This is a genomic window from Paenibacillus sp. B2(2019) (genome assembly GCF_008370385.1).
In the GTDB taxonomy this organism is placed as follows: domain Bacteria; phylum Bacillota; class Bacilli; order Paenibacillales; family Paenibacillaceae; genus Paenibacillus_AQ.
Genome location: NZ_VTZR01000013.1, coordinates 351,048 through 372,800, shown reverse-complemented (window position 1 = coordinate 372,800; position 21,753 = coordinate 351,048). Strand labels below are relative to the sequence as shown.

The window sequence follows — 21,753 nt, the reverse complement described above, 5'->3', positions numbered from 1 at the left end:
GGATCCTATGACGATTTCAGACATACTGATGGTAATTGCAGTGATCTGTATCTGGTCTCTATTGCTGGTGAATGTGACCCTCATTATCGCAGGCTATTTATATTACATTAAATCTGAAAATGAGGACATACCAGAGATAGAGGGCGAATATCCTTTGGTTTCAATTATGGTTCCTGCTCACAATGAGGGGGTAGTAATCTGTAAGACGGTGGAGTCTCTGCTAGCGCTTGATTATCCGGAAGATCGATATGAGATTATTGTGATTAATGATAATTCCTCTGACAATAGTGCTGAACTGCTGGCTGATATCCAAAACCGAAATCCGGGGCGGCAGCTGATCGTTATTAATACGGATGCGATTACTGGTGGCAAAGGGAAATCGAATGCGCTGAATATAGGCTTCACCCATTGCAAAGGGCAGTTAATTGCGATTTATGATGCAGACAACACTCCTGAAAAAACAGCTTTACGATATCTGGTCGCTGAGATCATGAATGATTCCAGCCTAGGCGCAGTAATCGGTAAGTTTAGAACCCGTAACCGTAACGCAAGCCTACTTACCCGGTTTATTAATATTGAGACGTTGTCCTTTCAATGGATGGCGCAAGCGGGACGCTGGAAGCTGTTCAAGTTATGCACCATTCCCGGCACTAATTTTATTATGCGCAGGTCTATCGTAGAAAGTATCGGTGGCTGGGATGTTAAAGCGATAGCCGAAGATACAGAAATCAGCTTCAGAATATATATGATGGGTTATCGGATCAAGTTCCAGCCGAAATCGGTCACATGGGAGCAAGAGCCACAGACCTTAAAAGTCTGGTTCAAGCAGCGAACGCGCTGGGCTAAGGGCAACATTTATGTCATTGTCAAAAATATCCCCCTGCTGTTCGATAAATCCGCCGCAAAAGTCCGATTCGATATTCTTTATTTTTTAGCGATTTACTTCTTATTGCTGATTTCGTTAATTACCTCGGATGTGCTGCTCATCCTGCATGCTTTGGGCTATGTACATACTACTATTGCTGGGCTTAGCAATTTTCTCTGGCTGCTTGCCATCATACTGTTCGTTGTAGGTACTTTCATAACGTTGACGACAGAGAAGGGCGAGATGAGCTTGTCCAATTTAGGGATCGTAATGTTGATGTACGTCTCTTATTGTCAGCTGTGGATGGTTGTCGCGGCTTACGGATTATATCTTTATGCCAAAGATCTCATCTTCAAAAGAGAAGCAAAGTGGTATAAGACTGAACGCTATTAATACTGAACAAAGAAGTAATATGAGAAATATGTGATCACAGGAGAAACAGAACATGATGATGAAGAAACAAATGGTTATACTGTTAACCTGCCTCTCTCTTTTTCTAATTCAATTGAATGTTGCAGCCGCCGAGGCTCCGCCTCAGGATACTAGATTAACCTACACAACGTCTTTCACAGGAACAGATACTGCGTTAAAGGGTTCGAGTGCCCAGCAGCAATATTTTGAGGTCATGGATTATTGGAATGTGGATGAGATCAGAATTAACCTGCACTTTCAAATTTCGCAAATTACCAAGGAGCAGATTTCTAGCGTTACCTTAACGTTAAACGGCAGCCCATTCTATACATTTAGACCCTCTCTAAAAGATAATGGCGAACAACAGCTGGTCCTTCAGGCACCTAAAGGGTTTCTAAAAAAAGGAACCAATACGCTTGGAATTCAGGGCTATTTGCAGTCGAACTATACAGATGAACAATCTTGTTCTGTCGATTATGATTTTGATAATTGGCTGCATCTGTTTAATACATCCAGTATTAGCGTGATGTATACGCCGAAGCCCTTGACTGGAGGGATTAGTGACTTTAGCGAGCGCTTCTCTGGCGTTGATACCTTAACGAAGAATCATAGTGTGCTGACCGTACCGGATAAAAGCACAGGGGCAGAATTGGAGTCGGCTACTTATGCGCTCTCCGGGCTTGTGAAGGGGAATACATTGGACAATAGAACGATTCCAATGCTTCCCTACCGGTCAGATGCGGTGAAGAATAAAGCTGCGGTTGTACTGGTAGCTATGTATGACCGAGTACCAAGTGGGCTAAAGGCTCAGCTAAGCACCTCTGAAGATTTAAGTACACATGCACTGCTGCAGTTAGTGAATAAGGATACTCAGCCGACACTTGTCGTAACCTCGAAGGATGAGAACTTACTGATTAAAGCAGGCCGTTTTGTTGCGAATGAAGAGTTATTGGGTCAAATCAGCAGTGATTTAAAGGTGGTCGATGATGCTACAGAAGTATCTGCACCCCCACTTTCGATTAGCTCCAATATTACGCTTACTGAAACGGGTGATAAACTCACTGGGGCACGTCATCAGGAGCAGACATACTTTGTTGCACTGCCCTCTAACCGCTCGATTGCAGATTCAGGCAGAATCAGATTGGATTTCCGTTATGCACAGAATTTAGATTTCGACCGTTCATTAGTGACTGTCAGCATCAACAACACACCCATTGGCAGCAAGAAGCTGACCAAAGAGCTGGCGAATGGCGATAAGCTGGATCTTCCAGTTCCCCAAAGCCTGAATATCTCAGGTAATTTCACGGTAACTGTAGCCTTTGATTTGGAGCTGAAGGGAGCCGAATGTACTTTAGATAAGGAACAAATGCCGTGGGCGTATATCAGCAAAGATTCTGTAATGCGTCTTAATACTAAGGATCGTACGGATCTTTTGTTTAATAACTATCCGTATCCGTTTATACGTGACGGGCTTTACAATCAAGTAGCAGTTGTTTTGCCGCAAGAAATGGATGATTACTCATATTTGAGTTTAGCTAATGTGTTTAATCTACTGGGAAAATACGCTAGCGGAAATATAGGCAACATTCAGTTCTACACGGATAACATTAGCGCTGATCATTTAAAGAATAATAATGTCATCGCCATAGGCACGTATAAGAATAATAAGATCATCCGTGATCATAATGATAAGCTCTATTTTCAATATAACGGGAACGGAACAGCGATTCGCTCCAATGAGAAGATGAGTATTGAAGATCATTACGGATCTCAAATTGGAACACTGCAGCTGATTGAATCACCATTTGAGGCGGGACGGGGATTGCTTGCTGTTACGGGAGCCCACCCTGAAGAGTACTATTTGGCGTCGAAGTTGATCGCAACAGAGCGGGACAAATGGAAGGTGTTTGGCGATGGGGTAATCGTTGATAAGGACGGTAATGTCAATGCGCACCGTTTCAAGATCATTACTGGAGCAGCAGAGGATTCCGTGGTTAAAAAAATAGCGGAACGAACGGACGTGCTGAGTTTCATTATCGTAATTGTGCTGGTGCTGACACTGGTGATTCTATCGCTGATCCTGCTGCTTCGTAAACATATGAAGAAACGTGGTGATAAGCGTGAGACGTAATCGCAGCGGTTTAGTTTCGGATATCGCTCTCTTATCGTTCCTGGTGCTTCTTTTTATTTGTATTGTCTTCATTTCAGGGGCACCCGATGATTATATCCAGAATATTATCATTTTAAATGTGGCTTTTATTCTGGCGATTGTTACGTATTTTACAACGGTGACTGCAGGGTTGGTCTTGAACCTGATGTTTATATTTGCTTACGGCTTCTACACGATGTATCAGACGATATCTTTGGGAGAGACAATTGGACTGAATACTTACTTCTGGCTAATTATGACCCCATTGTTAACAGTGGTACTGTGGATATTTACACTAAGCAATCGTGAGCTGCAGGCTGAGAATCAGCGTTTGGAGAATAAGACTGCCAATATGGCCATCATCGACGAGAACACAGATTTGCGTAATAGTATTTCTTTTCAGAAGGATGCCGCTTTATTTACAGGCATTTCTACTCGATATCAGATTCCACTCACACTGCTTGTAGTGAAAGTGAAATACTGGAATGAGATTAGACGTATTATTCCCGAAGATAAGCTGGCTGAGGCCATTCACGACGTATCTCAGCTCAGTCAGGCCAGCATTCGTACCAATGATGCATTGTATTTACTGGACAAAGATGACGCAACATGGGGCCTTCTGCTGTTCACCGACAACGATGGAGCAAAAATCGTGATCGAGCGGATTAAATTGAAGCTTCAAGAGCTTAATGACACTGAATTTGTCAAAAAGTATAAAGTTAGCCTCGGTCTCAAAATAGGTGCTGTAGAATATCAATCCAGCACTATTGAGAACCCGTTAGATTTTATTGTTCAGGCTAAAAAACAACTGGAGTATGATGTATAAGTCAGTTGAACGTAAGGGAATATAAGGAATATCGGATAGTAGTTGACTTTACATGTCGATTTCACGTATGATGGAGTGGTGGTCTAAATCGTAAGATTTACGAATTTTCCTACGTTTATTAGGTTATACTTATAGATAAACCTACAGATCATTTGGTTAATTTACCATAAAGGCTCCACTAATTTGTTCAGAAGGAGGACGATCAGAATGAGAGAAGGCATACATCCAAAGTACAACAAGGTTATTTTCATGGATGCAAGCGTAGGCTTCAAATTCTTGAGTGCATCTACAAAATCATCCAATGAAACAATGGAATGGGAAGATGGTAACACTTATCCTGTTATCCGCGTGGACGCAAGTTCCGCATCCCACCCATTTTACACTGGTAAACAAAGAGATACAGAACAAGGCGGCCGTGTTGACAAGTTCAAACAACGTCTTGCACAAAAGAAATAAGAATCCTTACGGATTAAAAAGGGACAACCCATTTAGAAGCGATCGCTTCAGGGATGTCCCTTTTTTGTGTTCAGACATGTTAGAATGAAATGGAATTGACAAATTTCGATAGTGGCAGGGGAGCGATTAGTAGTGGAAAATGAAATAAAAGTAGATACCGTCCTTAAGAGTGAGGACGTTCAGGAGTTTAACCTATGGTTCAGCTTGAATAGCCGTATTATACTTAGCTCTTTCAGTGTGGTTGCTTATTTTGTGATTTTGCTGTTAATTACTAAGGATTACAGTATTAAAAATATTTCAATCCTTGCTGTGACTGCTGTGATTCTTGCCGCTGTTTTATGGTATATGACCAAATCAAGTTTGACCAAAAAATCTAAAAAAGCCTTCGCAACAGACAGTTTAGCCCAGCAGCCTCAGAGCTATTCCGTATCAGATGAGGGGATAAAGTACGTATCTGAGGCAGGTTCCGGGCAAGTGAAATGGGAAGAGATACATAAAATAGGTGAAACGATGAACTTGTTCGTGTTTTTTGTGTCTTCTAATCGAGCGCTGATTATCCCTAAACGGTACTTTCAGTCGGTACAAGATAAAGATGCATTTAAGGACTTGGCCAGAAAGTATATGTTCTCCCATCGAGTAAAGTTCAAATCGTAAGATGTACAGATGTGCTGGTATTTGTTGATTCATTTGTAGGATTGATTAGGATATAATGATAGGAGCGACTTGAAAAATAGGAGAAATATGGCATGCCGTGGATTCAAGGATATCCGTATTACTTATTAATGGGCAGTGTTCTAAGCTTTTACATGGGCATCAGCTCCTATCGACATCGAAAGTCGGCAGGAAGACGCTATTTATGGATCTTAATGCTGCTGGTCAGCCTCATATTTATTGCGACGGCGGGAGAGATCATGTCATCCTCTTTTCAGGCTAAGCTGTGGTGGAAGAATATGCAGCAGGCTCCGCTTTTTTTAAGTGCGTTATTTACTTATGCTGTCGTTAAAGAATATGTGTCTCCTTCTGAGGAACGCCTACCTGTAAAACTTGCTATTTTCTCGATTCCAATTGCTTTGGACGTACTGCTTATTTTTACGGATACCTATCATCATCTAATGCGTAGTGAAGTGGGCATGGCCACTGTTGCGGGTGTTAGTGGAATTACTGTAAAGCCTACGCTTCTTAGCATGGCTTTTATTGCTTATGATCAGCTATTTGGTCTATATGCGGTCTGCTTGCTAGCTGTTTCCTTAATGAATAGACCGAGAGCTTTTTTGCGACGTGCGTTCTTATTATTTGCCGGGTTACTGGTTCCGGTCGTTTCTGTTTTTCTGCTTCCGTTATTGAAGATCACGCTTACAGGCTTTACGGCCTTCACTTATCTACCCGCAATTATAGCGGCTTATTTGTGTTTATTCATTGACTCTAAATCTACGATCTATCCTTTAACTAAAATTAAAATCCTGGAGCATATGAAAGACGGCGTAGTTTTGACAGACCGGAATGATAGTATTATTGGTATAAATGAGGCTGCAACCTCCATTTTGTTTGAGATTACCGGGATATCGAATGAGACCTGGATGGGGAAAAATATTGATCTTTTTATGAGGCATCACAAGGACATTGGCGCTCATTATAGTCAAAGGACCGAAGGACAGTTTGAGATTGTATGTACTGGAATAAGAGAGGTTTGTTATGGGGTTTCCTTGATAGCGACTGAACATCAGGCAACAGAGAACAAGGGGATGCTAATTGTTTTTAGTGACCATAGTGAAAAGAAGCGGTATGAACGTGAATTGGTCTATCAAGCAACGATAGATGATTTGACGGGACTTTATAATCGCAGGCACTTTATGCAAAGGGTGCAAAATCAAACGATTCCGGACGGACTAGGACTGGCGCTGTTGTTATTTGATATCGATGATTTTAAGTTAATTAATGATACCTATGGTCATTTAGCAGGAGATCAGGCATTAGTTGATTTCTCGAATAAAATACTTCAGGTGTACCAAAACAAAGGCATTGCCGGAAGAGTCGGGGGCGAGGAGTTTGCTGTATGCTTTTTTGCTGAGGATAAACGTGCAGCCTTGATGGAAGCAGAGGATTTTCGCACTACGATGAGTGATTATAAAATAATTTTGAACGAACACGATAGCATTCAGCTTACCGCTAGCATCGGAATTTCTTTTACAGAGCGCAGAGAGGTGACTTTCGAAGATTTATATCGGGAAGCGGATGAAGCGTTATATCGTTCCAAGAATTCGGGCAAGAATAGAGTAACGCTGGGTCGTGAGCCCATTTTAAGAGAAGTGATGAAGGGATAAAGAGGTGTTCTAATGAATCTGACAATTAATGAAGTGATGAGTAAGCTTGAGGAAATGGGTACAGAGCAGACGAAGCGTACCTTCATACGACATGGTGCTAAGGAGCCTTTATTTGGAGTAAGGATAGGGGACATGAAGAAGCTGGTAAAGGATATCAAGAAAGACCAAGGTCTAGCTCGCGCTTTGTATCAGACGGGGAATTATGATGCGATGTATTTGGCAGGGCTTACAGTTGACCCCAAGACGCTCACGAAGGAAGAGCTTCAAAGCTGGGTAGTGGCAGCTTATTGCTCTGGAATAGCGGAATATACAGTAGCGTCTGTCGCTGCAGAGAGCCCTTACGCACTAGAACTTGCAAGAGAATGGATTTCTTCATCGGATGAAATGGTGGCAACCTGTGGCTGGAGTACTTATGGGAATTACATTTCAGTTACGCCGGATGATCTGCTAGACATCGCTGAGATCAGAAAGCTACTACAGCAAATACAATCTACCATTCATCAGGAACGGAATCGAGTTCGTTACACGATGAATATGTTTGTAATTATCGCCGCCAGCAGCGTAACCGAACTGCATGATGAGGCAACGCAGATTGCTGCAAGCATTGGAAAGGTCCAGGTACAAATGGGACAAACCGCATGTAAAGTACCGCTGGCAGTAGATTATATTGCTAAGGTTGAACAGGCTGGAAAGCTTGGTGTGAAGAAGAAGACTTGTATTTGTTAGCAGAGTTCTCAGGCTGAAAATAATCAAACAAAAAGCCAGTTCCCGTAATCCGAGAACTGGCCTTTCTTATATGCTCTTATTGTTGAACGGAATCTACTACGACTTTAGCAGCTGTGCCGATTGGTGGCAGGCTCTTAGTCAGCATAGGGCTGTAGAATCCTATAACTTTTGCGCCTTTTACAAGCTCGCTGCTGTTTACAGCTTTGCCATCGGTATTAATTAGCGCGGTATCTTTGCTAATGCGAAGTACTACTTCTTGTTGTGACTGTTCGTTCAGGCCACTGCCTTTAACGGTGATGCTGATGTTTCCTTCATCGTCTTTTTTAACTTCTTCAATGGTACCTGCAGTACCCAAAAGATCATTTTGTTTCTGCTCATCTAGAACAGTGATCTTGTAAGTTGGAGTTTGCGGTGGCAGGCTCATGGTCATGATCATGGAATGCTCTGCTTTTACGGTCATACCGATATGAAGATCTTTTAGAGCAAGCTTAGTACCGTCTGCCATTTCGATAGTCGTATCTTCACCTACATTCAGTACGATGCCATCTGTGCCTACACCCTGGATCTGAACGGATTGGTATTTGCCCTCATTATTGACAGCTGTAATCACGCCAGTCTTGGTCATATGCTCTTCCTGATTAGCAGCAGTGATCACGATGGAATCTCCCTTCACTGTCATGTTGTGGTGGATGATTTCACTTACAAAGGAAGCTGGAACGTACAAAATGGAGTCAACCAATTGTGGTACAGTTCCAAGCGTAGTATTCATTTTATTAATGCTATAGCGATCTTCTCCGGCTTTCACTGTAGTGAACACAGCACCATTGATAAGATCAACGGATTTAGTTTGTCCATTCCAAGTTAATTCAAAGCCAAGTGCTTCAGTAACCGAACGAAGTGGCACCATAGGCTCTTTGCCATTTGTAGTTTGGAAGCCTGTTTCTTTCAGAGCGGAACCGTTGATTTCAATCGAAAATGTTTTTTGGTTAGCGCTAACGGTAGTTTGAGCAGCATCATTTTTGGCAGAAGTTGTTGTTGGTGCGGCATAGGCTGCTCCTGTTGAAAGTGCTAGGGACAAAGTTAAAAGAACTGTACTTGTTTTTAAAATGTTGTTCATAGTTGTGAGCTCCTTTTTAAGTTCATTTGTTAGTGTTGTTATTATCTAGACGGGACATCCCTCAAATATGTTGCAGTTTTTTGCATAAAAAAGAGTAAGAGTTCCTTCCGTTTGTAGTAAAATGGAAATATTAACAATCGCTCACATTAGGAGGCGCTATGGAGTCATTCAAAGATCGACTTAGATTCATGAAGGTCCAGCAGGACGGGCTTATTAAGGAATATGAAGCTCTGATTGCGGAATATGAAGGTCACGATCTGGTCAACGAGAATGAACACTTAAAGAAGCAATATGAGAAACATAAGCTTGCTTTAGTGGAGTTAAAGACTCAGGTAGGGAAGCTTCAAGAAGAGAATACAGAGCTAAAAGTTACGCTAACGGAACAAATTTTAGATGAGAAGCTTGGCATTCTTAGTCTGTCGAGACAGAAGCTGCAGACTTATTTTGCCTCTAAAAGCCTTGCCCATACGGACCGGCTGACGGCTTTTGAGATGGACACAAAGCGGCATATTCAGCAGCTGTACCAAACAGCCGCGAGGCAGCTCGGTGAGGATAAAGTGGAGTTATCCAGTCGACTTGGAGCGTTGTCGGCGGAGTTAAATGAGTGTGTACTGGCGCAGCGACAAAGACTGAGGGAATCCGAAATTGCTCTGAACTCCAGAATGGATAACGGATTACATGATTTTGCCTCAGAAGAGATCAGTGAAGAAGTATTGGAGCGTCGAAGAAAACAAAATCAGATCGAAATGAAAATTGGACTAGGCTGGATTAACAAGCTTGGGATCTTGTTGCTGATCTTGGCCGTGGGAGCAGCATTCAGATACTCCTATTCCAATTGGTTCACCGGTTATATGAAGGGAGGAGCCTTTTTCCTACTGGGTTTACTGATGTTAGGGGGCGGGGAGTGGTTATACCGCAAAGGAAAAGGAACGTTCGCTTTAGGGCTACTTGGCGGCGGGATTTCAGTGCTGTACGGCTCTATTTTCTATAGCTATTTTTTACTGGATATTATCAGTATTTATGTAGGGCTGTCCTTATCCGTGCTCGTCACTTTGACTGCGGTGCTCCTGTCTTTAAGGTATGAATCAAGAAGTATTTGTGCTTTGGGCTTAATCGGAGGGTACCTGCCACTATATTCTTATCTTGGGGCTTTCGGGCTTTCAGGCAACGCAGTTTATGTGGCAATGGGCTACTTGTTTCTTCTGAATTTATTCATTCTACTAATCTCCTTCCGTAAACGCTGGAACGTGGTCAATTACATCAGCTACTTATTTAATACACCCTCCATGCTGATATTAATAGCGTTATCGGATAGCAACGGAATGAATATGATTTATGCGGTGCTGACTTTTGCGATGTATTTGGGCATTACGTTATGGTACCCGTTCAAGTATCGCTCCAAGTTGTCTTGGTGGGATTTCTCTCTACTGGGATGCAACACGTTTATTAGCTGTCTTACCTTGTATCTTCTATTTCTGGATGCAGGGCTCAAGGATTACAATGGTGCGCTGGCGCTGCTCTTCTGTCTGCTGTATCTAGGGCTTGGACGAGGGCTTGAAAAACTGATGCCACAAGAAAAAGAAAGCATGCTGCTGTTCTACGCTACTTCGCTGACCTTTGGTATTCTGATGATTCCGTTCCAATTCGGAGCGGCTTGGTGGTCCATTGGCTGGTTGGTTGAAGGCGTTGTGCTTACCTTGTTTGGTAATCTGAATCGGTTTAAAGGGATGGAAAGGGCAGGCTGGGGTATTTTAACGCTTTGCCTTGCGGTGTTCTTCGGATTAAATGTACCAATGCAGCTCAGTATAGCCAATGAATGGTTGAATTCCGCAGACGTCTATTTTCCGCTAAAATATGTCTTCATTACTGCAGGCATGCTGATTATTGCCGTATGGTACGCCGTTCAGCATAATCGAAAGGATGTCCTACAGCGCAGTGAGCCTTACGAAATCACCTTAGCCCTGTGGTTTAAATACGCGGCATTATTGAATTTTTGGATCTATGGTTTGTATGAATCGAGAAGATTGTATCGTCTGGCTGTACCGGAGGATTTCTCGCATAGAACCTTCTATAATTTGCTGCTGTCCGCTCTGTTAACTATTGTTCTGGCCTATGTTTTGCCAAAGGTGAAGGTGCTTTATGACACGATAGTTAAGTATTTTGTGAGACTTCTCTTTGGGATCGGCTACGCTATTTGTTTGGTGATTACAGTAGGCTTGCCAAGCCTGCAAAATGATCTTTCACGTAATATCGGGGCTGATTATATCGCACTGGGTATACTCATTATCTTCAATATTTTCGTGTGGTTTAGTGGACGTGATCTGCTGATCACCTTGATTAAACGTGAGTATAAAAGTATGGAAATCTATCCTGTCTTCATGGGAGTGTATCTACTCGGAATCATCACCGCTTTTCTAGGGGTACAGCTGCAATTAAGCGATGCGGGATTAATATTTAGTCTTGTGTATCTGTTGATAGCAGTTCTGTTCATCATGTACGGCTTCCGCAAAAGATATGTGTATATCCGGCGCTTCGGCCTTGGACTAACGCTTCTGGCGACAGGTAAGCTGCTGCTATACGATCTGGGACTACTGAATACCGGAAGTAAAATTATCGCTTATGCCAGCTTTGGGATTTGCCTGCTCGGGATCTCCTATCTCTATCAAAAGGTGTCAAACAAAATGGAGGAGGGGCAGGCAGCGACGGAGAATGTGACTAAGGGGTAACTTACAATGTGAATCATGGGAAGGAAGACGGGGATGTATCAGACTTATATTTTCGATCTGTACGGTACACTGATTGATATTGAGACAGATGAGGAGCAATCTCAGGTATGGGAAAGGTTAGCTCTCCATTTCGGATATCAGGGACTCTCTCTATCAGGTGGTGAACTGCAAGAACGGTTTTTGCGGGAGCGGGATCTTCAACTTGGTGAAGCCGCACGGAGCTGCGAGTATCCGGATTTCGTAATGGAGGAAGTGTTTCGGTCTGTGGCCCGTCAATTAGGTGGAGAACCGGATCAAGCGTGGTTATATGAAACCGTGAGGTGGCTACGGACGTTATCAATGGTCCATATCTCTCTATATGAGGGTGTGACTGAAATTCTACAAACGTTAAGAGAACGTGGCAAAAAAGTATTCTTGCTCTCCAACGGGCAGAAGACATTTATTGAGGCAGAGTTAACTATGCTCGGAATCATACATCTATTTGATGGCATTGCGATCTCTTCGGAAGCAGGGGTAAGCAAGCCTGATCCGCTATTTTATCGCTATTTAGTTGAAAGGTATGGAGCGGATTTGAGCTCAGCCATTATGATTGGAAATGATCCTCGTACGGATATTGAGGGTGCTCTGAAGGCAGGGATTGATTCCTGTTACATTCACACGGCTTCTTCGCCGTCCGATATGGTTGTGAAGAGTACGTATTCTATATGGGATGGTGGTTTGCGGCAAATCCCAGGTTGGAACTCATAGTTGAATTAAAAAGTCCCCGTCCCCGGCTTCTTACTCACCGGTTACGGGGACTTCGTATGATCACAACGCCGTTTGTTTATGCTTGATTAGATTACGCCTTCAGCCAACATAGCATCGGCTACTTTCTTGAATCCAGCGATGTTCGCTCCTGCAACGAGGTTGCCGGACTGTCCATACTGCTCGGATGCATCTACAGACTGTTGATAGATGGAAACCATGATCTCATGCAGCTTCGTATCAACTTCTTCAAAGCTCCAGGACATACGCATGCTGTTTTGGGCCATTTCAAGCGCAGATACAGCTACGCCGCCAGCATTAGCAGCTTTGGCAGGCGCGAATAGCACGCCAGCTTGTTGGAACTGGTGAATAGCTTCAAGGGTGGATGGCATGTTGGCGCCTTCGCCTACTGCTTTAACACCATTCTCAATCAGTTTCAAAGCCATAGCTTCATCAATCTCATTCTGAGTAGCACTCGGAAGGGCGATATCACAAGGAATAGTCCAAATTTGTGTGGAATCTTCGGTATACACTGCGTTAGGGTGTTCATTCACATATTCACTAATCCGTTTTCTTTCGACTTCTTTCAGGCGGCGGACAGTTTCGAGGTTAATGCCGTTTTCGTCATAGATATATCCAGCGGAGTCACTACAAGCTACGACTGTTGCACCTAGCTGTACAGCTTTTTCAATCGCATAGATCGCTACGTTACCAGAACCGGAAACAACAACGCGACTTCCTTCAAAGGAAAGGCCTTTTGCTTTCAGCATCTCGTTTACGAAATAAACTGTACCGTAACCAGTAGCCTCTGTCCGAGCCTGACTTCCACCGTAACCAATACCTTTACCAGTCAATACGCCAGCCGGATATCCTCCGCGGATCCGCTTGTATTGTCCGTACATGTAACCAATCTCACGACCACCTACACCGATATCTCCTGCAGGAACGTCTTGGTCAGGACCGATGTAATTTTGCAATTCAGTCATGAAGCTTTGTGCAAAACGCATGATTTCGCCTTCGGATTTTCCTTTAGGATCAAAGTCGGATCCGCCTTTACCTCCGCCGATGTGTTGGCCGGTAAGAGCGTTTTTGAAGATTTGCTCGAAGCCGAGGAATTTGATAATACTAGCATTAACGGAAGGGTGAAAGCGAAGTCCACCTTTGTAAGGTCCAATGGCACTGCTGAACTGTACACGATATCCACGGTTAACTCTGACCTTGCCTTGATCATCTGTCCAAGGAACACGGAACATAATCAAACGTTCTGGCTCAACCAATCTTTCCAGAATGGCATTTTCCTGATACTTAGGTTCAGCAGCCAGGATTGGAAGCAAAGATTCAAGGATTTCCTTTACAGCCTGATGGAATTCGGGCTCGAAAGGATTACGCGCAACAACCTGTGCGTATACGTCTTCGATATAACGATGTGCCTTGTTGCTGTTTGTGTCTAATTGCTGGGAAGATACAGAGCTCATGAATTCAACCGCCTTTTCTAGTATTCAATTTGGTCCAACACTTTTTTTATATTTTGGCACAAGTCAATGTTCCTCACAACTGTTTTTATTAAATAACTTACCTGAAGTGGAATGTTGCAGAGCCTGTGATAGCAAGAAAAGTGTGAACAAACCGCGGTATACTTCGCGTAATGACGCGTTAAAGCGTGAAATATGCTACAATGGAGATGTAATAATTGTAGGGAGATGAAATTTGAAAAATGAGTGACAAATTAAACGAGCAGGAATTAGTAACCGTATTATCTGCCAAAACCAAAGTAGATCCTAAATTAATTCGTTTAGTATTGAAGCATGAACAGACCTTTATCAATAACGCCAAGGCCAATGCCAAAGGCGAGGTAGACATCGACAATGATGATCTGGTTGATTATGTTGTTGGCCAGCGTGATGTGAAGCTGGATGAAATCACAGTGGAGACGATTCTTGATGCGGAGATGGATTACTTAATGGATAAAGGGTTGGCAGGATACATCGATTAACCCGTGCACATTTCCGGCTCTAAAGCCTTTAATATAGAGGATATTGAGCCGGAATGAAAAAAGTAGGCATTTACATTGCATTCAATGATTTAGTGTGGTACAATGAAGTTAATCATAAATTTAACCCTTAATTCACATATTGTAAAAGGTTATCATTTGTGCGTATGAGTCCTTTTCCAATGTGTGAATTTTTATTTGTTCGTACACTACGTAGGAATAAAAGGACATGTGTTAAATAAAATATTGGAGGTAATATCATGCAAACAGGTACAGTTAAATGGTTTAATGCAGACAAAGGATTTGGTTTTATCGAGGTTGAAGGTGGAAGCGACGTATTCGTACACTTCTCCGCAATCACAGGCGACGGATTTAAATCTTTGGACGAAGGCCAACGCGTTGAGTTCAACGTAACTCAAGGCGCTCGTGGACCACAAGCCGAAAACGTTGTAAAACTGTAATTCGAAAATTAGGCTGCCCTTAACACAAGTTGAGGGCAGCTTTTTTATTTTTCATCTTATGAATCTGCCCCTAATAGGGTGGCGAAATCGTCTCGATTCGATCCAAGGAGGGGTACTTATGTATTTTCGTAAAAAAGCACTGGAGGATCTTCCGCAGGAAGACACAGCCATTTGGTCTTGTACCAAGGAAGGTTGCACCGGTTGGATGCGCGATAACTTTGCATTTCAGTACGTACCTACCTGCTGGCAATGTAACTCTCCCATGACGAGAAGTATGAAGATACTGCCAATGCTTGTGAACACGAATTCAGATATGAAGGCTATGAAGAAAGGCATCACGATTAAGTAACAGCCTTTACTAAAACCATGCTAGAGATGGTTAAATAGAAGCAGCTAACATACTCAAACAGCTGGACCCTTGATGGTGGGCAGCTGTTTTTTTGTTGGAGTATTTTATTTCTGTTCGAGCAATTTCTCCCACTCGGTTAAGATGATGTTCTCTGAGAGATGCTTCAAATGTTCAGGAACCTCTACATGGCACATCAATTCCAGGCTGTTGCCGTCCGGGTCGTTGAAGTACACAGAAGCATTCCCTTGATAAGCTCGAATAAAAGGCTCAACGGAAGTTCGATTACGGAACGGAACAGCGTCTACCCCAATGGATTCCAGCCATTGCAGTGATTGCTTTAGATCCTCATAAGTTACGCGGAAGGCAATATGCCGTAAAGATGGGTGGTATGGCGTTTCTACTTCCTTTCCTTCCCAAATGCCGATCCAACTCCGACCTTCCTCAATCCAGAAGAATGCAGTTTCCTCATCCCGCCAGGCCATTTTTAATCCCAATTTCTCATAAAATTCGATAGATACCTCAAGATTGCTTACTGGTAAATGTGCTTCGTATAGTCCTTTTATCATATTCTCGTCTCCTCGTGCAGGCTTAGCCTGAATTTTATCAATAACTACCAGGTTCTTCCATGTATTAGTTCCCATTCTTTCCAGGGTACCATTCCTAGCTCAGGTCTGGGTGAATCAGACAGTACAGCTAGGAACTCTAAGGAATGACCATCTGGATCACTGAAATACACGGATACGGCTGGCATCCAGCCAAATACATACAATTGTCCCTTATCATCATCGAGGAAGTTGGAGGCTTCAATCCCCTTGGCCTTCAGGTAGGATACTGACTGCTTCAAATCCTCAAGCGTTACTTGAAAAGCAAAGTGCTGACGCACAACCTCGGAAGGTGCCTTCTCCCAAATCCCCAGCATGGCCTGATTACGTTCTTCTCCAATCCAGTAAAAGCGCCGCTTGCGGCCTTCAGTATTCTCCGAATGTGCTAAGGGTAGTCCCAGAACATGTTCATAGAAATGAGCAGATTGTTCAAGGTTAGTCACGTTCAGATGGGTTTCAAACAGTCCTTTGATCATAGGGCGGCACCTGCCGGGCTATTGATTTTGCGGGCTAAATTTAGGAATGATTCTAAGACTAGGCGAATGCGATCTTCAATTTCTTGACCGCCCTCGTACCCGTCGTATTCAACCTCGAACCGCTTGCGCTGCATCCCACCGATGGAGATCCAGTCTGGCGTATTAATCCCATGTAGATTTCGTACAACCGCCTGCAATTGAAGCAATGAGCTTACACCTACAGCTCCACCTGCAGAGCTAGCAGACAATACCACTTTGCCGTTGAAGTGCGTCTGGCCTAGATGGTCGAGAGCATTTTTCATCAAGCCGCTCATGGAACCGTGGTATTCCGGGGTAATCAGGATGATTGCGTTCGCAGTTAGCATCTCTTGATGGAGGGCGCTTAGATGCTCATGCTCCGCGTAAGACTCATCTGGTGAATAAAAGGGCAGCGGGCGTTTATGGAGATTAAACAGGGTGACTTGTTCGCCTTGCTGATTAATAAAATGTGCGGCATGCTCTGCCAACTTCGTGCTGGTCGCTTCTTTTCGATTGCTGCCTGTCAGGATTATGACTTTCATCTGTATCCACTCCTATAAGGTCGATTGCTATAAACCAATGATAGCTGAATCGACATTTGTTGACGTCAGCACATGGAATGAACCTGCATAATAAAAACGCTCAGCCATTGTGCTGAGCGTCTAAGACTATAGTTGTAGATGAGCTGTGGCGCTATGAGTTGTAGCCGCTTTTCAATGCAAAAATGGCAGCTTGAGTCCGATCCGATAAGTTCAGCTTTCCCAGTACATGACTGACATGTGTCTTAACAGTCTTCTCGGTGATGACCAGCTTACTGGCAATCTCTTTGTTGCTCATACCTAGTGCAATGAGGTCTAACACTTCCTGCTCTCGCGGAGTAAGAAGCTCAGATCCGGTGATTGTAACCGATGTAGTACTGGATCCATTCAGATCTGAGTTGCTAACATTCAGTTGTTCTGGTGTAGAAGCTGCCATTAGATCCATCAGTTGGCTGGCAGCTGCGGAATGCAGCTCAACTTGACCACTGTGTACCTTGCGGATGGCGACTACCAGCGCTTCTGGTTCTATGTCTTTTAGCAAATATCCTTTGATCCCTACGCGGATAGCAGGGAGTACATGATCCTGATCTGAAAAGGAGGTCAACACAATGATTTTGACCTGTGGATGGGAGACCCGCAGCTGTTTAGCCGTCTCGATGCCGTCCATAACGGGCATGTGCAAATCCATTAATATGATATCCGGCTGGAGCTCAGCCGTTCTCTCTAGTGCCTCGCGGCCGTTCGATGCTTCTCCGATAACCTTGATGTCCGGTTGTGTCGAGAGAAACACTTGTAGCCCTCGACGAACCATTGCATGATCGTCAACCAGTAATAAACCTATTGTCATTTGTGATCACCCGACTTCATGTGGATTGGAGGGGCAAAGGGATGGTTACCTCAACCGTTGTGCCTTGGTGCTCCTCACTTTGAATATGAATATGGCCGTAGAGCGCCTCAGCTCTTTCCTTCATAATATGCAGGCCGAGAGATTCATTGGTGTCTGTGTTACAGCGCCGTTTGGCACCGCCCTTACCCTGATCGGCAATGCTCAGTATCACCTCGGTAGCGTTCAAAAGTAGAGATACTTTAGCTTTAGAAGCTCCGGAGTGCTTACGTACATTATTAAGTGCTTCTTGACCAATGCGCAGTAGTCCTTCTTCCACATTGCGGGGAAGTTCGAGTACACCGCTGCGTTGAGTCTGTATCAACAGCCCTAGTTGCTGACCATGAGCCTGCAGCGCGGTCAATAACCCGGCTTCCAGTCCTGCAGGACGAAGCTGCATGATTAAAGCACGCATTTCTTTGAGTGCAGATTGAGACAACTCTTGAATATCGCGGACAGCCTCAGCTGCCGGATGGGAGGTGTGCTCTTGCTGCAGCATGCTTTCCACACCTTTGGCCGTCATCGAGAGGGAGAACAGAATCTGGTTCACCGAGTCGTGGAGGTCACGGGCCAGTCGATTCCGCTCGTCCAGACGCGCGATTTCGCGGCGCTTCTCTCCGAGCTGTAGACTTTCCAGTGTAGCTGAAATGTGCTCAGCAATCGCTTCGAGTACTTCTCCATCTGCGGTTGCGGAGGCGAGTGCTTTAGGCGAGGTGATGAGTAGAATGGCTGAACCATGTGCACTAATTTGCCGAAAGGGGACGGCAAGCATTACAACTCGCTCTGTGACAGGCTGTTCGGAACAGCATGAGTTGGTAATTTCCTGTTCTTCGTCAGAGGTTAATGTTGCGAAGCGCTGTCCCTTCGCAATATCCCTTAGACGATTCTTAAAGGAGTCCGAGAGCTCAAAAGGAGCTAATTCAGGTGTTATATTAGCTGCATGAGCGGCTGCATGTACTTCGAATTTGCCCTCATGTTGTCCAATGATCGCTGCAAAAGGCCAATCGAAATATTGGCCAATCAGGGCGCTGGTTTTCTCCACCAGAATGCTTGGGGAGATGCATTCACTAGCCGTTATATTCAAAGCAGCGCTGAATTCCCCTAATTTGGCGTACAGATTGGCACGGCGCTGCTCGGTGCTATATAACTGCATGCGTTCAATGGCACTGCCAATTTGCAGGGCCACGGATTGTAGCAGAGCCAGCTCACTGTCGGGGTAATGTGCTTTGCCTGGTGCAGCTACATTCATAAGCCCTAAGTAGCGTTCGCCTGAATGCAATGGGATAGTGGCGTGGTGGGTGATCCCCAACGTATCGCCCCAGTTATATTGCCTGGCATTACTCAGCCGCTTGCAGTTTAGAATGTTAACAGCATGCTCTAGCCGTCCGTCCCATAGGCGGTCTAAGCACCAGCAGCTTCCACACTGCATCGGCTGTTTATCGTCCCGTTGCAGTGCTGGCGGTAAACCTTGATCTGCGGCGAATTCATACTCCATATTCTCTTCACTCAGGAAGATCCAGCCTGCCGTATTTCCTGTTAGATCTAACAGCTTGCCCATAACTGTATCGAGCATCGGTTTGAGCTCGTTGGAACTGTTTAAGGTCTCCGCAATCGTCTTGAGCGTCAATAACTCGTGGATTCCGGTTTCTTCCGGCATGAGGTTCTCCCCTTTAGATTAATTACGTTCTATCTATTGTAACGTAGAATGCAACATTCATTCTAATATTTATGTAATCATGAAGCGACAAAAAAGGTGGACCCTTAAGATCTGGTATGACCTTAGAGAACCACCTAAATAAATTCGTTAATTTACAGCTGCAGGGGTAGTGGAAGGCGCGCTGTGTTCTACATCATCGTGCTGAATCAGTCCATGTTTCTCCCAAGCTCGACTCTTCCAGCGGAAATACATAATGACAGCTCTTGTCCACTCATCAGCCGCAGTGGCAATCCACACACCGGCTAATCCTAGGTTAAGCTGGAATACCAGAAAATAGCCAAGGGGTAAGCTCATGCAGACCATGGAGATCAGTCCCATATATACTGGGAACTTCGCATCGCCCGAGGCGCGTAGTGAGTTAATGATGACCAAATTAGTTGTGCGCCCGGTCTCTAGGAAGAAACTAAGCAGTATAACCTGAGCCCCCATCAGAATAATGTTCTCGTTGTCTGTGAAGAGGCCGAATAGCGGTACCCGGAAGACGATCACAAGCACATCTATTACTACTGTGACCAGAAGTGCCCACTTCACACTGGTGAATACACGCGTATAGGCCTCCTTGGGGCGTCTAGCTCCCACCAGATGTCCTACGATAATGGAGGTTCCCATGGAGACAGCTACACTGAATAAATAAATATAATTGGAAATGTTGAGCGCGTATTGACGAGTGGCCATAGCCTCGGCGCCCAGATAGGTAATATACAGCGTGAATACGAGCTGACAAGATTGATAAATAATCGATTCAAACGCGGACGGGATGCCGATTTTGAGAATTTGCTGTACATATTTTTTGGAAAGATGAATGTAATAGGTTAACTTCACCCGTACCTCCATCACTCTGTAGAGCAGTAAGAAGAAAATAATAAGACAGATAAACCGACTGACAACCGTTGAGATAGCTGCACCTTCGACACCTAACGCTGGAAGTCCAAAATGACCATAGATGAGTAAGTAGTTACCCACCACGTGAATGATGTTCATCAGCAAGGATACGACCATCGTCTGTTTAGTGAAACCGTGCGTACGGATTGTGGTCGCCAGAGCATTGATTAATGCTTGGAGAAAAATACCGCCCCCGACAATATGTATATAGGATTTAGCGTAAACGAGAATATCCCCTTTTACATTCAGGGCAGTTAGTAGAGTCCCTCCGAATATCAGCAAAAACGTACTTAGGAGAATTCCTACTAACAGGTTTAGGGTAATGGCATTGCCGGTCACTTGAGCGGCTTCCAGAGGTTTTTTGGAACCGAGGTATTGGGAGACCACAATCGCTGCGCCGTTACCAATTACACTGAGAACTAAAATAGCCATCGCGATAATCTGATTCGCTGCGCCAACACCCGATACGGCATCGTCCGATACAGAGCTGATCATAAAAGTATCCACACTGCCCATGAGCATAAATAGGAACAGCTCCAGGAATATCGGCCAAGTTAGTTTTACAAGGTTAAATTCTTGGTGATTATTGTGCTTCATTGTACACCTTCTTACATCATGATTAAATTCCTGTTATTCCATAAACAAACTGTAATGTTAGCACAGCTTTCATGAAAATGCAGTACTTCTACAAAAATATGACAAAAGGTTATTAATGTCTGCAAAAATAAAGCTGGCAGCAGCACATTAGTATCCTCCAGGTAACTACATTACAATAAAGTGCCTACTTCCCATAAAGGATGTAAGGATCTAAAATTTGTACATGACTTACTAAAATATATTAACAAGGAGTGCAAATAAATATGAAATTGCAATTAGCATTGGATCTAGTGGATATTGCGGGAGCGAAAGCGATTGTCTCAGAGGTTGCTGAATATATAGATATCGTTGAAATTGGAACGCCTATCGTTATTAATGAAGGCTTGCATGCGGTGAAAGCAATAAAGGAAGCTTTTCCTGCTTTGACAGTATTGGCTGATTTGAAAATCATGGATGCTGGCGGATATGAAGTGATGAAGGCGGTAGAGGCTGGTGCTGATATCGTTACTGTGCTTGGTGTATCTGATGATGCTACCATTCGAGGTGCGGTGGAGGAAGCTAAGAAGACGAATAAAGAGGTTCTGGTTGACCTGATCAATGTGAAGGATATCAAAGCAAGAGCGGCTGAAGTGGACGCACTTGGCGTAGACTATATCTGCGTACATTCTGGATATGACCATCAGGCGGAAGGGAAAAATTCTTTTGCAGATTTGAATGCAATTAAAAGTGTGGTTAAACAGGCTAAAACCGCTATCGCTGGGGGGATCAAGCTAAGTACGCTTCCGGAAGTTATCGCAGCGAATCCAGATCTTGTTATCGTTGGCGGAGGCATTACGGGTGAGGCTGATCAAAAGGCCGCAGCAGCAGAAATGAAACGTCTAGTTAACCAGGCTTAAGA

The 21,753-nt window shown here is 44.0% G+C and carries 21 protein-coding genes; 13 read left to right on the top strand and 8 right to left on the bottom strand.

All coding sequences use genetic code 11. The features are described 5' to 3' along the window. The first annotated feature begins 7 nt into the window (after window positions 1–7). The 7 genes from PAENI_RS12405 (at window position 8) to PAENI_RS12375 (ending at window position 7,754) form a co-directional block, all read left to right on the top strand. Window positions 8–1,258: a glycosyltransferase family 2 protein gene (locus PAENI_RS12405; RefSeq protein ID WP_149645444.1), complete on the top strand. Its 1,251-nt coding sequence runs from the start codon at window positions 8–10 to the stop codon at window positions 1,256–1,258. Window positions 1,259–1,310: 52 nt separating this feature from the next. Continuing rightward, window positions 1,311–3,407: a cellulose biosynthesis cyclic di-GMP-binding regulatory protein BcsB gene (locus PAENI_RS12400; RefSeq protein WP_149645443.1), complete on the top strand. Its 2,097-nt coding sequence runs from the start codon at window positions 1,311–1,313 to the stop codon at window positions 3,405–3,407. After that, window positions 3,397–4,251 carry a diguanylate cyclase domain-containing protein gene (locus PAENI_RS12395; RefSeq protein WP_149645442.1) on the top strand — a complete coding sequence of 285 codons (855 nt, stop codon included), beginning with the start codon at window positions 3,397–3,399 and terminating at the stop codon, window positions 4,249–4,251. Before PAENI_RS12400 ends, PAENI_RS12395 begins: the two co-directional genes overlap by 11 nt. 207 nt (window positions 4,252–4,458) lie before the next feature. Further along, window positions 4,459–4,707 (top strand): type B 50S ribosomal protein L31, encoded by a 249-nt coding sequence (locus PAENI_RS12390; protein ID WP_042131530.1) that lies wholly within the window; start codon window positions 4,459–4,461, stop codon window positions 4,705–4,707. A gap of 132 nt (window positions 4,708–4,839) precedes the next feature. Then, entirely contained in the window at window positions 4,840–5,361 is a 522-nt protein-coding gene (locus tag PAENI_RS12385) for a YcxB family protein (RefSeq protein ID WP_042192757.1), read from the top strand. A 92-nt stretch (window positions 5,362–5,453) separates the two neighbouring features. Further along, a complete protein-coding gene (locus PAENI_RS12380; protein ID WP_149645441.1) occupies window positions 5,454–7,028 on the top strand; it encodes a sensor domain-containing diguanylate cyclase in 1,575 nt (524 codons plus the stop codon). A gap of 18 nt (window positions 7,029–7,046) precedes the next feature. Further along, window positions 7,047–7,754, top strand: a complete 708-nt coding sequence (locus PAENI_RS12375; protein WP_081382694.1) for a DNA alkylation repair protein — start codon at window positions 7,047–7,049, stop codon at window positions 7,752–7,754. Window positions 7,755–7,830: 76 nt separating this feature from the next. Here PAENI_RS12375 and PAENI_RS12370 read toward each other — a convergent pair whose 3' ends face one another. Continuing rightward, window positions 7,831–8,871: a copper amine oxidase N-terminal domain-containing protein gene (locus PAENI_RS12370; protein WP_149645440.1), complete on the bottom strand. Its 1,041-nt coding sequence runs from the start codon at window positions 8,869–8,871 to the stop codon at window positions 7,831–7,833. 158 nt (window positions 8,872–9,029) lie between these two features. Here PAENI_RS12370 and PAENI_RS12365 point away from each other — a divergent pair, with 158 nt between their 5' ends. Together PAENI_RS12365 and PAENI_RS12360 are read left to right on the top strand one after the other, a co-directional pair. Then, entirely contained in the window at window positions 9,030–11,597 is a 2,568-nt protein-coding gene (locus PAENI_RS12365; protein WP_149645439.1) for a DUF2339 domain-containing protein, read from the top strand. A gap of 15 nt (window positions 11,598–11,612) precedes the next feature. Further along, window positions 11,613–12,344, top strand: a complete 732-nt coding sequence (locus PAENI_RS12360) for an HAD family hydrolase (protein WP_262495586.1) — start codon at window positions 11,613–11,615, stop codon at window positions 12,342–12,344. Window positions 12,345–12,430: 86 nt separating this feature from the next. On the opposite strand, the gene gdhA is transcribed toward PAENI_RS12360, so the two are convergent. Then, window positions 12,431–13,816 carry an NADP-specific glutamate dehydrogenase gene (gene gdhA, locus PAENI_RS12355; RefSeq protein ID WP_042192743.1) on the bottom strand — a complete coding sequence of 462 codons (1,386 nt, stop codon included), beginning with the start codon at window positions 13,814–13,816 and terminating at the stop codon, window positions 12,431–12,433. Window positions 13,817–14,055: 239 nt separating this feature from the next. On the opposite strand from gdhA, the gene PAENI_RS12350 reads away from it, so the two are divergent. The 3 genes from PAENI_RS12350 (at window position 14,056) to PAENI_RS12340 (ending at window position 15,141) form a co-directional block, all read left to right on the top strand. Further along, window positions 14,056–14,334, top strand: a complete 279-nt coding sequence (locus tag PAENI_RS12350) for a hypothetical protein (protein ID WP_042192741.1) — start codon at window positions 14,056–14,058, stop codon at window positions 14,332–14,334. A gap of 257 nt (window positions 14,335–14,591) precedes the next feature. Then, window positions 14,592–14,792, top strand: a complete 201-nt coding sequence (locus tag PAENI_RS12345) for a cold-shock protein (protein ID WP_019914790.1) — start codon at window positions 14,592–14,594, stop codon at window positions 14,790–14,792. Between the two features lie 118 nt (window positions 14,793–14,910). Further along, the gene (locus tag PAENI_RS12340; RefSeq protein WP_042131520.1) at window positions 14,911–15,141 is read left to right on the top strand and encodes a cold-shock protein; all 231 of its coding nucleotides are present in this window, start codon (window positions 14,911–14,913) and stop codon (window positions 15,139–15,141) included. Window positions 15,142–15,245: 104 nt separating this feature from the next. Here PAENI_RS12340 and PAENI_RS12335 read toward each other — a convergent pair whose 3' ends face one another. The 6 genes from PAENI_RS12335 to PAENI_RS12310 all read right to left on the bottom strand — a co-directional run bounded on the left by PAENI_RS12335 (window position 15,246) and on the right by PAENI_RS12310 (window position 20,855). Next, entirely contained in the window at window positions 15,246–15,707 is a 462-nt protein-coding gene (locus PAENI_RS12335) for a VOC family protein (protein ID WP_076297992.1), read from the bottom strand. Between the two features lie 44 nt (window positions 15,708–15,751). Further along, window positions 15,752–16,219: a VOC family protein gene (locus PAENI_RS12330; RefSeq protein WP_076297991.1), complete on the bottom strand. Its 468-nt coding sequence runs from the start codon at window positions 16,217–16,219 to the stop codon at window positions 15,752–15,754. Next, complete coding sequence (locus PAENI_RS12325; RefSeq protein ID WP_149645437.1) at window positions 16,216–16,779, bottom strand: NADPH-dependent FMN reductase; 564 nt, start codon at window positions 16,777–16,779, stop codon at window positions 16,216–16,218. The genes PAENI_RS12330 and PAENI_RS12325 overlap by 4 nt, the downstream gene beginning before the upstream one ends. A gap of 151 nt (window positions 16,780–16,930) precedes the next feature. Continuing rightward, on the bottom strand, window positions 16,931–17,623 hold the full coding sequence (locus PAENI_RS12320; protein ID WP_149645436.1) for a response regulator: 693 nt from the start codon (window positions 17,621–17,623) through the stop codon (window positions 16,931–16,933). Between the two features lie 16 nt (window positions 17,624–17,639). Next, on the bottom strand, window positions 17,640–19,316 hold the full coding sequence (locus PAENI_RS12315) for a GAF domain-containing sensor histidine kinase (protein ID WP_149645435.1): 1,677 nt from the start codon (window positions 19,314–19,316) through the stop codon (window positions 17,640–17,642). A gap of 147 nt (window positions 19,317–19,463) precedes the next feature. After that, window positions 19,464–20,855, bottom strand: a complete 1,392-nt coding sequence (locus tag PAENI_RS12310) for an MATE family efflux transporter (protein ID WP_149645434.1) — start codon at window positions 20,853–20,855, stop codon at window positions 19,464–19,466. Between the two features lie 263 nt (window positions 20,856–21,118). Here PAENI_RS12310 and hxlA point away from each other — a divergent pair, with 263 nt between their 5' ends. Continuing rightward, window positions 21,119–21,751, top strand: coding sequence for a 3-hexulose-6-phosphate synthase (gene hxlA, locus PAENI_RS12305; protein WP_149645433.1), 633 nt, complete (start codon window positions 21,119–21,121; stop codon window positions 21,749–21,751). The last annotated feature ends 2 nt before the right edge of the window (window positions 21,752–21,753 follow it).